General features: G+C 72.6%; 13 protein-coding genes. 8 read left to right on the top strand and 5 right to left on the bottom strand.

What is annotated here, in order from left to right:
* Positions 1–10: 10 nt before the first annotated feature.
* The 4 genes from N538_RS0103005 to N538_RS0103020 all read right to left on the bottom strand — a co-directional run bounded on the left by N538_RS0103005 (position 11) and on the right by N538_RS0103020 (position 5409).
* Positions 11–2251 (bottom strand): polyribonucleotide nucleotidyltransferase, encoded by a 2241-nt coding sequence (locus N538_RS0103005; RefSeq protein ID WP_197025220.1) that lies wholly within the window; start codon positions 2249–2251, stop codon positions 11–13.
* A 242-nt stretch (positions 2252–2493) separates the two neighbouring features.
* On the bottom strand, positions 2494–2769 hold the full coding sequence (rpsO, locus tag N538_RS0103010; RefSeq protein WP_028636061.1) for a 30S ribosomal protein S15: 276 nt from the start codon (positions 2767–2769) through the stop codon (positions 2494–2496).
* Positions 2770–2963: 194 nt separating this feature from the next.
* The gene (locus N538_RS0103015) at positions 2964–3206 is read right to left on the bottom strand and encodes a DUF6458 family protein (protein WP_028636062.1); all 243 of its coding nucleotides are present in this window, start codon (positions 3204–3206) and stop codon (positions 2964–2966) included.
* Between the two features lie 55 nt (positions 3207–3261).
* Complete coding sequence (locus tag N538_RS0103020; protein WP_028636063.1) at positions 3262–5409, bottom strand: MMPL family transporter; 2148 nt, start codon at positions 5407–5409, stop codon at positions 3262–3264.
* Positions 5410–5545: 136 nt separating this feature from the next.
* Between N538_RS0103020 and N538_RS23620 the strand changes: the two genes are divergently transcribed.
* From N538_RS23620 to N538_RS0103050, 6 genes are all read left to right on the top strand, one after another.
* Positions 5546–6694 (top strand): sensor histidine kinase, encoded by a 1149-nt coding sequence (locus N538_RS23620; protein WP_036569267.1) that lies wholly within the window; start codon positions 5546–5548, stop codon positions 6692–6694.
* Positions 6646–7287 (top strand): LuxR C-terminal-related transcriptional regulator, encoded by a 642-nt coding sequence (locus tag N538_RS0103030; RefSeq protein ID WP_028636064.1) that lies wholly within the window; start codon positions 6646–6648, stop codon positions 7285–7287. Before N538_RS23620 ends, N538_RS0103030 begins: the two co-directional genes overlap by 49 nt.
* A gap of 74 nt (positions 7288–7361) precedes the next feature.
* Positions 7362–7745: a hypothetical protein gene (locus N538_RS0103035; RefSeq protein WP_028636065.1), complete on the top strand. Its 384-nt coding sequence runs from the start codon at positions 7362–7364 to the stop codon at positions 7743–7745.
* Positions 7742–8170 carry a hypothetical protein gene (locus N538_RS0103040; protein ID WP_028636066.1) on the top strand — a complete coding sequence of 143 codons (429 nt, stop codon included), beginning with the start codon at positions 7742–7744 and terminating at the stop codon, positions 8168–8170. The genes N538_RS0103035 and N538_RS0103040 overlap by 4 nt, the downstream gene beginning before the upstream one ends.
* Before the next feature lie 15 nt (positions 8171–8185).
* On the top strand, positions 8186–9976 hold the full coding sequence (locus N538_RS0103045; RefSeq protein WP_028636067.1) for a hypothetical protein: 1791 nt from the start codon (positions 8186–8188) through the stop codon (positions 9974–9976).
* Between the two features lie 236 nt (positions 9977–10212).
* Entirely contained in the window at positions 10213–10632 is a 420-nt protein-coding gene (locus N538_RS0103050) for a helix-turn-helix domain-containing protein (RefSeq protein WP_197025221.1), read from the top strand.
* Here N538_RS0103050 and ptsP read toward each other — a convergent pair.
* The gene (gene ptsP / locus N538_RS0103055) at positions 10629–12299 is read right to left on the bottom strand and encodes a phosphoenolpyruvate--protein phosphotransferase (RefSeq protein ID WP_028636069.1); all 1671 of its coding nucleotides are present in this window, start codon (positions 12297–12299) and stop codon (positions 10629–10631) included. The two genes, N538_RS0103050 and ptsP, sit on opposite strands and share 4 nt — an antisense overlap.
* Positions 12300–12386: 87 nt before the next feature.
* Between ptsP and N538_RS0103060 the strand changes: the two genes are divergently transcribed.
* Both N538_RS0103060 and N538_RS0103065 read left to right on the top strand, forming a co-directional pair.
* Positions 12387–13154, top strand: coding sequence for a DeoR/GlpR family DNA-binding transcription regulator (locus N538_RS0103060; protein WP_028636070.1), 768 nt, complete (start codon positions 12387–12389; stop codon positions 13152–13154).
* On the top strand, positions 13151–14110 hold the full coding sequence (locus N538_RS0103065; protein ID WP_028636071.1) for a 1-phosphofructokinase family hexose kinase: 960 nt from the start codon (positions 13151–13153) through the stop codon (positions 14108–14110). The genes N538_RS0103060 and N538_RS0103065 overlap by 4 nt, the downstream gene beginning before the upstream one ends.

Genomic DNA, 14110 nt, shown 5'->3' on the forward strand with positions numbered 1-14110 from the left:
GCAGCCTTGGTCACTCGGAGTCGTCCGCGCCTTCGGCGTCGGAGGACTCGGCGGACTCGGAGGACTCGGCCTCGTCGACCACCGGGACCAGCGACAGCTTGCCGCGGTCGTCGATCTCGGCGATCTGGACCTGGATCTTCTGGCCCACGGACACGACGTCCTCGACCGCGTCGACGCGCTTGCCGCCGGCCAGGCCGCGCAGCTTGCTGATGTGCAGCAGCCCGTCCTTGCCCGGCATCAGCGAGACGAACGCACCGAAGTTGGTCGTCTTGACGACGGTGCCCAGGTAGCGCTCACCGATCTCCGGCATCGTCGGGTTGGCGATCTGGTTGATCTGGTCCTTCGCCGCCTGCGCAGCCTCACCGTTGGTGGCGCCGATGTAGATCGTGCCGTCGTCCTCGATCGAGATCGAGGCGCCGGTGTCGTCCTGGATCTGGTTGATGATCTTGCCCTTGGGGCCGATGACCTCGCCGATCTTGTCGACCGGGATGTTGATCGTGATGATCCGCGGGGCGTGGATCGACATCTCCTCGGGCTCATCGATGGCCTCGGCCATCACGTCGAGGATCGCCATCCGGGCGTCACGCGCCTGCTGCAGCGCCTGCGCGAGCACCTCGGCGGGGATGCCGTCGAGCTTGGTGTCGAGCTGGAGCGCGGTCACGAACTGACGGGTGCCGGCGACCTTGAAGTCCATGTCGCCGAACGCGTCCTCGGCGCCGAGGATGTCGGTGAGCGCGACGTACTGCATCGAGCCGTCGATCTCGCCGGAGACGAGGCCCATCGCGATGCCCGCGACCGGGGCCTTCAGCGGCACGCCGGCCTGGAGCAGCGCCAGTGTCGAGGCGCAGACCGAGCCCATCGAGGTCGAGCCGTTGGAGCCCATCGCCTCGGAGAGCTGGCGGATGGCGTACGGGAACTCCTCGCGGGAGGGCAGCACCGGCAGCAGCGCACGGCGCGCGAGCGCACCGTGGCCGACCTCGCGGCGCTTCGGCGAGCCGACCCGGCCGGTCTCACCGGTCGAGAACGGCGGGAAGACGTACTTGTGCATGTAGCGGCGGTGCTTCTCCGGGGAGAGCGTGTCCAGCTGCTGCTCCATCTTCAGCATGTCCAGCGTGGTGACGCCCAGGATCTGGGTCTCGCCGCGCTCGAAGAGCGCCGAGCCGTGCACGCGCGGGATCACGCCGACCTCGGCGTGCAGCGGGCGGATGTCGGCCAGGCCACGGCCGTCGATGCGGACCTTGTCCTTGAGGATGCTCTCGCGGACGACCTGCTTGTTGACCGAGCGGAAGGCCGCGCCGATCTCCTTCTCGCGACCCTCGAACTGGCCGGCGAGCTGCTCGAGCACACCGTCCTTGAGCTCGTCGGTGCGGTCGTTGCGCTCCTCCTTGTCGGCGATCTTCATCGCGGCGACCAGGTCGTCCTTGACGGCCGCCTCGACCGCGGCGAACACGTCGTCCTCGTAGTCGAGGAAGATCGGGAACTCCTGGACCGGCTTCGCGGCGACGTTCGCCAGCTCGGCCTGGGCCTCGACGAGCTGCTTGATGAAGGGCTTGGCGGCGTCGAGGCCGCCGGCCACGACCTCCTCGGTCGGCGCGGTGGCGCCGCCCCGGACCAGCTCGATGGTCTGCTCGGTCGCCTCGGCCTCGACCATCATGATCGCGACGTCGCCCGTGTCGGTGACGCGGCCGGCCACGACCATGTCGAAGACGGCGTCCTCGAGCTGGCTGTGGGTCGGGAACGCGACCCACTGGCCGTCGATCAGCGCCACGCGGACGCCGCCGACCGGGCCGGAGAACGGCAGGCCGGAGAGCTGCGTCGACAGCGATGCGGCGTTGATCGCGAGGACGTCGTAGGGCGCGTCCGGGTTCAGCGCCATCACCGTGATGACGACCTGGACCTCGTTGCGGAGGCCCTTCTTGAACGTCGGGCGCAGCGGCCGGTCGATCAGGCGGCAGGTGAGGATCGCGTCCTCGCCGGGCCGGCCCTCGGAGCGGAAGAACGAGCCGGGGATCTTGCCCGCGGCGTACATCCGCTCCTCGACGTCGATCGTCAGGGGGAAGAAGTCGAAGTGGTCCTTGGGGTGCTTGCCCGCGGTGGTCGCGGACAGCAGCATCGTGTCGTCGTCGAGGTAGGCGGTGACGGCACCGGCAGCCTGGCGGGCGAGGAGCCCGCTCTCGAACTTGATGGTCCGGGTGCCGAACTTGCCGTTGTCGAGAGTGGTCTCGACAACGTGGATGACGGGTTCAGTCAAGGGATGTCCCTGTTCTGCTCGCGGAGCGATCCGCGGCGTCCCGCGTCATGCAGAGGCCTGGTCTTCGATCGAGGCCCGCAGAGCCGTGCTCTGAGAGCCACTACCGAGGACCGAGCCAGAACGTGCGGGTCGCTCCTGGTGTTCAGATGTACTTCTGAGTGGGTCTGCTGGTGAATCTAGCGTCCGGAGACGCTCCCGAGAAAGCGTGAAGGGCCCACCTGAGGCAGGCCCTTCACGGTAAATCAGCGGCGGAGGCCGAGACGCTCGACGATCGAGCGGTAACGGTTGATGTCCGTCTTCTGCAGGTAGTTCAGCAACCGGCGGCGCTGGCCGACGAGCAGCAGCAGGCCGCGACGGCTGTGGTGGTCGTGCTTGTGCTGCTTGAGGTGCTCGGTCAGGTGGCTGATCCGGTGGCTCAGCAGCGCGACCTGGACCTCCGGCGAACCGGTGTCGCCCTCGGTCGTGGCGTACTCGGCGATGATCTTCTTCTTGGTCTCCGCGTCGGTACCGATCGACATGCGGGCTCCTTCCGGTGGGTTTGCTGCGCGGCGCGCCGGGGCCTGTTCACCCGGGCACTCTGGTTCCGCGGCCGTTGGACGGCAGTCGTCACCCCTGGAGGCAACCTCAGAACTCTAGCGCGGGGGTGCTCCACCCACCGAATCCACATGCCTCTGACCCGGGGCGACGCCCCGGGTCGGGCAGCACCGCCGGCTCAGACGGCCGGCGGGACGTCGTTCCGCTCGCTGACCGTGCGGCTGCCGTCGGCGTGCGTCGTGACCGCCGTGCTGCGGCGCCGGCTTGCGGTCGTGGCCGCGACGAGGACGATGCAGAGCACACCCGCGGCGGCGAGGATCCAGCCGACCATCGTGAGGTCGACGCCGTTGATGCTGTCAGTCACGGCCAGCGCCAGGATCAGGCCCAGCGCGAGCAGGAAAACTCCCAGTCCATATCCCATGCCCCCCCTAGTCCCCGGTGCGGGCTTCGCGCAAACCCGCACCGGAGGCGACAGGTCAGCTGCCGGCGTACGCCGGCTCCGGCTCGGCGACGACGTCGCCGCGCGGCGCACGGGGCCTGAGCGGCCACCAGACCCGGTCACCGAGCAGCACCAGGATCGCCGGCAGCATGACCAGGCGGACCAGCGTCGCGTCGAGCAGGATCGCGGCAGCCAGGCCGACGCCCATCATCTTCATCTCGATCATGGAGAGCGTCGCGAAGATCGCGAACACCGAGACCATGACCGCGGCGGCGCTCGTGACCACACCGGCTGTGTCGGTGATGCCGCGCTCGACGGCCAGCCTCGTCGGGAGCCCGCGGTCCAGGTGCTCGCGGACCCGGCTCAGCACGAACACGTGGTAGTCCATCGACAGCCCGACCAGGACGACCAGCACGAACAGCGGCAGCCAGTCGATCACGAAGCCCGGACTGGTGAAGTCGAGCATCCCGCTCCCCCAGCCGTGCTGGAAGACCAGCGTGAGGACGCCGAACGCCGCGCCGACCGACGCCAGGTTCAGCACCGTGGAGACGATCGCGAGCGGGATGCTGCGGAACGTCACCGCCATGATCAGCATGGTCAGCAGGAGCACGAACCCGATCACCAGCGCGAGCCGGCCCTCCTGCTGCTTCATGAAGTCGACCTCCTCGGCCGCCCCGCCGCCGACGGCGTGATCGGCGTGCAGGTCGTCGAGCGCGGCCGGGACCAGCTCACCGCGCAGCTCGTGGATCGCGGCCGGGACCCGGGCGTCGGTCTCGTCGTACGGCATGCCGAGCAGGATCATCGACGTGGTGCCGTCGTCCGAGACCTGCACGCCCTGTCCGGAGGCGACGAACGTGCCGGTGCCGACCGCGTTCCTCGTGAGCTGCTCGAGCGCGGCCCTCACCCGCGCCTGCTCGGACGCGCCGGCCCTGACCACGACCGACGCGTTGGCGCCCTCGTCGGCCGGGAAGCCGGCGCTGATCGCCTTCACGGTCTGCACCTCGGGGATCGACTGGGGCAGCGTGTCGAGCGTCCCGGAGTGCGTCTTCATGCCGAACGCCGGGATCGCCAGGCCGACGACCAGGAGGCTCGACAGCGCGAGCGCGGCCGCGGGGTGCCGCACGACCGGGCCGAGCAGCCGGCGGCTGATGCCGCCCCGGCCGATGCGGCGGTTGAGCCGCCACAGCAGCGGGACGCGCGGGCGGTCCGACCAACGGCCGAGCTTGACGAGCAGTGCGGGCAGCACGGTGATCGAGCCGAGCACCGCCACCGCGACCACGAGGATCGAGCCGATCGCGAGCGAATTGAACGTCGCGTCACCGACCACGAACAGGCCGGCCATGGAGGCGATCACGGCGCCGCCGGAGACCAGGATCGAGTGGCCGGAGGTCTGCGCGGCGATCTCGACCGCCTCCAGCGTCGTGCGGCCCTTGGCGCGCTCCTCGCGCTCGCGCTTGAGGTAGAAGAGCGAGTAGTCGACGCCGACGGCCATGCCGATCAGCACGATCATGCTGGACACCGTCAGGTCGGCCGGGACGAGGTGCGACAACGGCGCCATCAGGCCGAGTGTCGCGGCGACACTGGTCGCAGCGAGCAGCACCGGGATGCCGGCGGCGATCAGCGCACCGAACGCCAGCAGCATCAGGACCAGCGTGATCGGCAGGCTGATCGTCTCGGCGGAGCCGAGGTCCTCGGAGACGCGGTCGTTGATGGCCGCGTCGATGCTCAGGTCACCGGCCTCGCGGATGGTCAGGTCGGGGTGCTCCCCCGCGACCTCCGTTGTGACCGCCTGGACGGCGTCCGCGTCCTCGACACCGTGCTCGAGCTCGACGGCGACGAGCAGCGCCGTACCGTTCCGGCTCGGCTGCGGGTCGGAGACGTGGGCGACGCCGGCGACGGCCTTCGCCTTCGCGACGAGCTCGGCCGCGGCCTGCTCGCCGTGCGCGCCCTCGACCAGGATGTTCTCGGTGTCCGGCGGCGTGAGGCCGGCCTCCGCGACCATCGCGTCCGCCCGGCCGGACTCGCCGACCCGGTAGTCGGCGTCGGTCGTCTCGGTGGTGGGTACGGCGATCGCGAGACCGACCGCCACCGCGACGAACGCGATCCACGCGAGGATCGCGCGCCACGGGTGCTCGGCGCTCCATCTCGCCGCTCGCATCGGCACTGCTGTCAACGGGTTGCCCATGGCCGTCTCTCCTCGGGTCTCGGTGTGGTGCTCCCAGCCTCGGGTCGCCGGCGCCGCGGGTCAGGGGCGTAGGAACCCGGGCGCTGGTGGTGCCTGCACCCCTGCGCGACGTCGGGCGCGCCAGCAGGATGGGGGCGTGGATCGCCTGCGCCTGACCGGGTACGCCGTTGCCCAGCTCTTCCTCGCCTTCGTGCTGATCGTGCTGCTGGTGCTCTGGATCGTCGGCGGCGTGCTCGTCGTCATCTGGGTCGGGCTGCCCATCCTGGCCGGGACGGTGGTCGCGACCCGCTGGGTCGCGAACCTGCACCGCGAGATGGCCGCGCGCACCCTGGGCCAGCCGGTCCCGGTCCCGTACCGACCGCTGCCGGACGGCGGGTTCTTCCAGCGGGCACGGTCGGTCCTCGCCGACCCGATGACCTGGCGCGACCTGGCCTGGCTGTTCGTCGCGCCGGTCGTGGGCATCCTGGTGTCGCTGGTCGTCCTGATCCTGCTGCTGGGGATCGTCACGGGCTTCATCTGGTGGTTCGCGACGCCGCCGCTGATGGTCGCGCGGGCGCACTTCGACCGGTTCTTCCTCGCCTACAGCCGCACCGAGAAGCTCGAGCAGCGGGTGCAGCAGCTCACCGAGACCCGCGCCGACCTGGTCGACCACTCCGCGGCCGAGCTGCGTCGGCTCGAGCGCGACCTGCACGACGGCGCGCAGGCTCGGCTGGTCGCCCTGTCGATGAGCCTCGGCATGGCCGACGCGGCCTTCGACGAGGACCCGGACGCGGCCCGGCGACTGGTGCAGGACGCCCGGGCGACGACCGCGGGTGCGATCGGCGACCTCCGCTCCGTCGTCCGCGGGATCCATCCACCGGTGCTGGCCGACCGCGGCCTCGGCGGCGCGGTGCAGGCGATCGCGCTGGACATGGCGATCCCGGTGAGCGTCGCCGTACGCCTCGACGGGCGGCCGCCGGCGCCGGTGGAGTCGGCGGTCTACTTCGGCGTGGCGGAGTGCCTGGCGAACGTCGGCAAGCACTCCGGCGCCGCGAACGCATGGATCACGCTCTCGCACGAGACCATCGATGGAGCCGGCGTGCTGCGGGCCGCCGTCGGCGACGACGGGCGTGGCGGCGCGGACCCCGAGTCCGGAACCGGCATGCTGGGCGTGATGCGGCGGATGGCCGCGTTCGACGGCACGATGTCCGTGTCGAGCCCGGCCGGCGGCCCGACCCTGGTCACCCTGGAGGTCCCGTGCGCCTTGTCCTCGCCGAAGACCACGCCCTCCTCCGCGCCGGGCTGATCCAGCTGCTCGAGGGCAACGGCTTCGAGATCCTGCACGCGGTCGACAACGCCGCGTCCCTCGCCGTCGCGCTGCGGGACCCCGCGGCCGAGGCGGCCGTGCTCGACGTACGCCTGCCGCCGACCCAGACCGACGAAGGACTGCGCGCGGCCATCGAGGTGCGCGGCGCCCGGCCCGGCTTCCCGGTGGTGGTGCTCTCGCAGTACGTCGAGCAGCTCTACGCCCGCGAGCTGCTGGCCAGTGGCGTGGGCGCCGTCGGCTACCTGCTCAAGGACCGGGTCTCGGACGTCGCCGAGTTCGTCGACGGCGTACGCCGGGTGGCCGCGGGCGGCACCGTCCTGGACCCGGAGGTGGTCGCGACCGTGATGGCCCGGCAGCGCGAGGAGCCGCGAGACCGGCTCTCCCCACGCGAGCAGGAGGTGCTCGCCCTGATGGCGGAGGGGCGCTCGAACGCAGCCATCGGCGTACGCCTGTCGGTCACCGAGAAGGCCGTCGCCAAGCACATCAACAGCATCTTCACGAAGCTCGACCTGCCCCTCGACGAGGACGACCACCGGCGCGTCCGCGCGGTGCTCGCGTGGCTGCGCGTGTAGTCGTCACGATGTGACGGCCGAAGTCACGCCTCACGGATGAGTGCACCACCAACCCACCATCCGAGGAGGACCCGATGCCCAGCGCATCCCGCTCGACCACACCGGTCGGCATCGACATGGACGTCGTCGAGGGCCGCTACGCCGAGCTCGACGACCACACCGTCTCCTTCGAGACGTTCAAGCAGGACCTCGACGTCACGCCGTACTTCCGCGGCCTGCCCGGCGACGCCTGCACCTGCGAGCACGTCGGGTACGTGATCTCGGGGCAGATCACGTTCCGGTGGCCCGACCACGAGGAGACGTACGTCGAGGGCGACGCCTACGTCGCCGGCCCGGGCCACCGTCCGCTGATCGCCGCCGGTACGTCGGTCGTGGAGTTCAGCCGGACGGCTGACCTGCAGCCGGTGATGGCGGCCATCGGCCGCAACATCGAGGCGATGGCGGGTGCCGGGTCATGACGGCCGTCGAGGCGCTGCCCGCGCTCGAGGGCGGCCTGGGCGACCTCGCCCGGGACTTCGTGACCTGGCTGGAGACGGGGATCCGCCCGGACTCGATGTTCGCCGAGGACGTGTTCGCCGACCTCACCGTCCCCCAGTGGCGGGTCCAGGCGCAGGGTGCGGACGCCGCGTTCCACCTGCGCGAGGACAGCCACCCGTTCGCGGGCGAGGTCCGGGTCGAGGCCCTGGATCGCACCGCGCGCGGCTTCCTCCTGCAGTTCGAGGAGCGGTGGGAGTCCGAGGGGCAGCGGTGGTACTGCCGCGAGCTGATCCACTGCGGGGTCACCGACGGCCGGATCAGCGAGCTCACCGTCTCGTGCACCGGCGACTGGGACGAGGAGCGGCAGCGCCTCCACGCCGACCAGGTGCGGCTGCTGCGGCCGTGACCTAGCCTCACGACCATGGCGAGCGTCCCGGCGTCCGCGTCGTCGCTGCTGGCCCGTGCCGAGGCGGCGTGGGCGAGCGGGGACGGCGCGTCCGCCATGACGTGGTTCGACCGGGCCGCGGAGGTCGCGGAGCAGCAGGACGACCTCCCGCGCCGGGCGGCCGCGGTCCTCGGCCTGGCTCGAGGCCAGGAGTACAACCTGACGCCGGGGCTGCTGCCGGTCCGGCTGCACGCGGCGTACGACGCCGTCGAGGACCCGGTGCTGCGGGCCCGGCTCGCCGCGGCCCTCGCACGTTGCTGGGCCTACGCGAACCAGCCCCGCCGGGCTCGGCCGTTCGCGATCGAGGCGCTGCACCTCGCCGAGCGCGAGGACGAACCGGTGCTGCTGGCGGACGCCCTCGACGCGGCGCTCGCGTCACACTGGGGACCCGACGACATCGCGCTCCGCCGGGACTGGGCGGCCCGGCTGGACGACGCCGCGGCCCACCTGGCCGACCCGGGTGCCCGGCTGCAGGCCCAGCTCTGGTCGCTCACCGTCGCGTGGGAGGTGCTCGACCTGCCGCGGATGCACCGGTCGGTGCACGCGCTCGAGCAGCTGGCGGAGGAGTCACCGCGGGCCGCGTTCTTCGCCGCGAGCCGCCGGCTGCCGGTCGAGCTGCTGCGCAGGAACCTCGACGCCGCCGGTGTCCTCGCTCAACGCGCTGCCGCCGCGGCTGACGAGGCGGTGATCCCCGATGCGTCCGGCGTGCTCCACTCGATGCGCGGCTACACGGCCTACTTCAGCGGCGATCGCGACGGGTGCGCCGCCGAGGCACCCGCCTTCGAGCACTACGGCGTCGACCTGGGGGTCGCGACCGTGCGGGCCGAGGCGACCGTGATCTGGCTCGGCGCCGGTCGGCTCGACAAGGTCGCGGAGATGATCGGGGCCTTCACGCCCGAGGTGCTTGCGACGCTGCCGCGGGACAGTGACTGGCTGCTCGTCCTCCAGTGCGTCCTCGAGGGCGCACTGGCCATCGGCGACACCGGCACGACGGCGGCGGTGCTCGCGCTGCTGGCACCGTACGCCGGGCGCTCGGTGGTCAACGCCGGTGCGGTGATGTGGCACGGGGTCACCGACGACACCCTCGCCCGGGCGCACGCGTTGCTCGGTGACGCGGACGCGGCTGACCGGCACCGAGCGGCCGCGCTGGCGACGTACGAGCGGGTCGGCGCGACCTGGTGGCGGGACCGGCTGCTCGGCGCGCTCCCCGCGGGGGCGGTGGCGGCCGCGGACGTCGTGACGGTCCATCTGCACCAGCAGCCCGGTGGCCTGTGGCTGGTCGGGCGCGAGGGCGCGACGTTCGTGCTGCCCCGGATGCGCGGCCTCGTCCACCTGCACGCGCTGCTCGACCGGCCCGACGCCGACCTGCCGGCCGCGGCACTGATGGGCGACGTCGTCGTCGAGCAGGCCCCGCTGGAGATCCTGGACGAGGAGTCCCGTCGCGTCCTGGGCGCTCGCCTCTCGGCGCTGGACGCCGAGCTCGTGGACCGCGACCGACCGGAGCTCCGCGAGGAGCGCGACGCGGTCGCGGCGTACCTCGCGGGCGGGTCCGGGTTGCGTGGCCGCAGCCGGACCACGGGGTCGCACGCCGAGCGGGCCAGGGTCGCCGTGCGCAAGGCCATCGTCGCCGCGCTGGCCAGGATCGCCGAGGCGGACCCGTGGCTGGGACGCCACCTGCGGGACCGCGTCCACACCGGCTTCGAGTGCCGCTACGAGTCGGACCCGGACCGTCCGGTCAGCTGGGTCCTGGAGCCCCCGCCGGGCTGAGGGCGAGGACGGGCAGTTCGTTCGTTCCTGCCCGCGGCGCACGGCCCGGACGAGTACCTGGACGTGCGGGAGTGGCGGGCCCAGGTCGATGCGCACGTGGTCCTGCTGGACCGGGTTGCCGCCACCGGAACCACTCAGTTGGGCCACGGCACCCAGCTGACCTACGGTGCTACCGTCCAAAGGCCTGCCGTCGCATGGGGCACAGGACGCGGGCGTGAGCGAGCTCGGGAGCCCACATGACCATGCCCAACCGGCTCGGGGACACGACACCGTTGTCGCCCGGGACCACGGATCCCCGACGTCTCGACGCGCTGCTCGCCGAGGTCGGCGTGCTGCTGAGATCGGGCGAGTACACGGCCGACGAGCGCGAGGGCGTGCTGCTCGACGTCACGGTCGGGAACGTGCGGTGCCTGCTCGTCCACCAGGAACCCGCGCTGCGCGTGACCCTGTCGCCGCGCGAGCGGCAGATCGCGCTGATGGTCGCGCACGGCCGGACCAACCAGGCGATCGCGACCTCCCTCGACATCAGCGTCTGGACGGTGTCGACCCACCTGCGCCGGATCTTCGCGAAGCTCGCGGTCTCCTCGCGCGCCGAGATGGTGGCGCGGCTGCTCGCCGACCACGACTACTGGCCGCTCGTGGCCCCGGAGCTCTAGCCCAGGAGCTCGCGGACCGCCGTCCGGCCGGCCCCGGGGTCGGACGCGGCGAGGGCGGCCTCGGCGGCCTCCTCGCACAGGTCGAGCGGGACGCCGGCGAGCCGCGCGCCCACCGGTCGTACGGCGGCCGCGGCCATCGACAGGGACGTGATGCCCATGCCGACGAGCACGCAGGCGAGCAGCGGGTCGGCGGCCGCCTCGCCGCAGACGCCGACCGGCTTGCGGGCCTGGCGGCCGGCCTCCGCGGTGATCGCGATCAGCTGGAGCACGGCGGGCTGCCACGGGTCGGTCAGGTGCGCGAGGTCGGTCGCCATCCGGTCGGCGGCCATCGTGTACTGCGTGAGGTCGTTGGTGCCGATCGAGAGGAAGTCCACGGCCTCCAGCATCCGGTGGGCGAGCAGGGCGGCGCTGGGCACCTCGACCATCACCCCGGCCTTCAATCCGCGGGCGTGCACCTTGCCGGCGAACTCGTGGGCCTCGGCGACGGTCGCGACCATCGGCGCCATCACCCACGTCTCGGTCCCCGTGGCGGCCGCCGCCGCGGCGATCGCATCGAGCTGCCGATCCATCAGTCCGGGGTTGTCGAACGACAGCCGCAGGCCGCGCACGCCGAGCGCCGGGTTCTCCTCGCCGTCGTGGGTGGCGAAGCCGACCGGCTTGTCCGAGCCGGCGTCCAGGGTGCGCACGACGACGTACCGACCCCCGCCGTGGAAGGCATCGAGCACCCCGCCGTAGATCGACGCCTGCTCCTCGGCCGACGGCTCCTCCTTCCGGTTCAGGAAGCACAGCTCGGTGCGGAACAGCCCCACCCCCTGGACCGGGGCGCTCGCGGCCCGGCGGGCGGACTCGGCGTCGGCGACGTTCGCGAGGATCTTGACCGGCACGCCGTCCGCCGTCCGGCCCGGTCCCTCCCACGCGGCGAGCGCGGCCCGCTGCTCGGCGTCTGCGGCGACCCGCGCCTCGGCGTCCGCCGCGTCGGTCTCGACGGTGCCGGCGGCCCCGTCGACGAGCAGCGGGGTGCCGTTCGCGAGCGCCGTCGCGCCGCCGACGCCGACGACGCACGGGATGGCGAGCTGGCGGGCGATGATCGCGGTGTGGCTGGTCGGCCCACCGCGCTCGGTCACGAGTGCCAGCACCACGGCCGGGTCCAGCCCGGCCGTGTCGGACGGCGCGAGGTCCTCGGCGACCAGGACACAGGGCGCCTCCGGTGCGCCGACGCCCGGCTCGGGCTCACCGACGAGGTGCGCGGTGATCCGCCGCTCGATGTCCCGCAGGTCGGTCACCCGCTCGGCCATCAGGCCACCCATGCCGGTGAACACGGTGACGAACTGCTCGACCCCGGCGTGCACGGACGCGAGCAGGTCGTCACCGCCGCGCAGGTGCTTGCTCACCGCACCGCGCAGCCCCTTGTCGCGGGCCAGCCCGGCGCTGGCGGTGAGCACCTTCGCGGCGTCGCCGGACACCCCGGCGGCCTTGCGGAGGAACCCGTCCGCGACCGCCTGCGCGGCCTGGTCGTACGCCGCCAGCGCGGCCTCGGCGTCGGCGTACTGCGAGGTGTCGAAGCGGGCGACCGCCTCGGGCGAGACCTCGGCACGCACGACGAGGGCCGGCGCGAACGCGACGCCGGGGACGACCGGGGTGCCGCGCAGGAGGGTGTCGGTGGCCATGACCACAGTAAACGCCCGACCGCCCTTGACAGTCAACACATTCGGGCGTAAAACAACAGATACAAAGATCGAAGGAGCCAGCCGACAATGTACGCCGAAGAGCGCCAGCAGGCCATGGCCCAGCTCGTCACCGAGCAGGGCCGGCTCTCCGTCGCCGCGATCGCCGAGCGGTTCGACGTGACCACCGAGACGGTCCGCCGCGACCTCTCGGTGCTCGAGCGGATGGGCCTCCTGCGCCGCGTGCACGGCGGCGCGGTGCCGGCCAGCTCGCTCGCGGTCATCGAGTCCGGGCTCGGCGAGCGCGACCAGGCGAACACCGCGCAGAAGGAGCTGGTCGCCAAGGCCGCCCTCGAGCAGCTCCCGCCGCCCGGCGGCACCGTGCTGCTCGACGCGGGCTCCACCACCGCCCGGCTCGCCAGCCTCCTCCCCCGCGACCACCGCCTCACGGTGATCACCCACGCGGTCCCGATCGCGGCCCGGCTCGCCGTGCACCCGCAGATCGAGCTGCACCTGCTCCCGGGCCGGGTCCGGACCACGACCCAGGCCGCGGTCGGCGCCGACACCGTGACGGCGCTCCACCACCTGCGGGTCGACGTCGCCTTCCTGGGCACCAACGGCATCACGGTCGAGCACGGCCTCTCCACCCCCGACCACGACGAGGCCGCGGCCAAGCGGGCGATGGTCGGCGCGGCGCGCCGCGTCGTCTGCCTGACCGACGCCAGCAAGGTCGGCACCGAGGCCGCGATCCGGTTCGCCACCCTCGACGAGATCGACGTGGTCGTGACCGACGGCGGCGTCGGCCCGGCCGACCGCGAGGCGTTCGAGGCCGCTGGTCCCGAGGTCGTGGTCGCGTGATCCTGACCCTCACCGCCAACCCCAGCCACGACCGCACCGTCGTGCTCAGCGGGCCGCTCGAGCGGGGTGCGGTCATCCGCGCGGACGCGGTGACCTCGCAGGCCGGCGGCAAGGGGGTCAACATCTCCCGCGCCTGCGTGGCCGCCGGCGTGCCGACGATCTCGGTGCTCCCCGCCGCGAAGGACGACCCGTTCGTGCTCGAGCTCCTGACCGCCGGCATCGACTGCCGCCCCGTCCACCACGACGGCGCGCTGCGCGTGAACATCACCGTCACCGAGCCCGACGGCACCACCACCAAGCTGAACAGCCCCGGGCCGCAGCTGACCGACGCCGTACGCCGTGAGCTCGGCGAGTCCCTGCGCCGCCGCGCCGCCGCGGCCGACTGGGTCGTGCTCGCCGGCTCTCTGCCGCCCGGCACGCCGCCCGCGTGGTACGCCGAGCTCGTCGTGCTGCTCCGCGCCAGCGGGGCCCGGGTCGCGGTCGACACCAGCGACGAGCCGTTGCGCGCACTGGTGGACCGGCTGCCGGACTCGGCGCCGCACCTGATGAAGCCCAACGGCGAGGAGCTCGCCTCGTTCACCGGGGACGACCCCGACCTGCTCGAGGCCGACCCGCTGGCCGCCGCGAAGGCGGCCCGCGCCCTGGTCGAGTCCGGCGTCGAGACCGTGCTCGCCACCCTCGGCGCCCGCGGCGCCGTCCTCGTCACCGCCGACGGCGCCTGGTCCGCCGAGCCGGTGCCGGTCGAGGTCGTCAGCACCGTCGGTGCCGGCGACTCGAGCCTCTTCGGATATCTGCTGGGCGAGCTGCGCGGACGTCGTCCGCAGGAGCGACTCGCACTGGCCGTGGCCTACGGCAGTGCCGCCGCAGGCCTACCAGGGACAACGATCCCGCAACCCCATCAGGTCCGCCCCGAGCTCGTCCCGGTGCGCGACCTGGACATCACCCAGGGAGGGTGA

Source organism: Nocardioides sp. URHA0032, assembly GCF_000620645.1.
In the GTDB taxonomy this organism is placed as follows: domain Bacteria; phylum Actinomycetota; class Actinomycetes; order Propionibacteriales; family Nocardioidaceae; genus Nocardioides.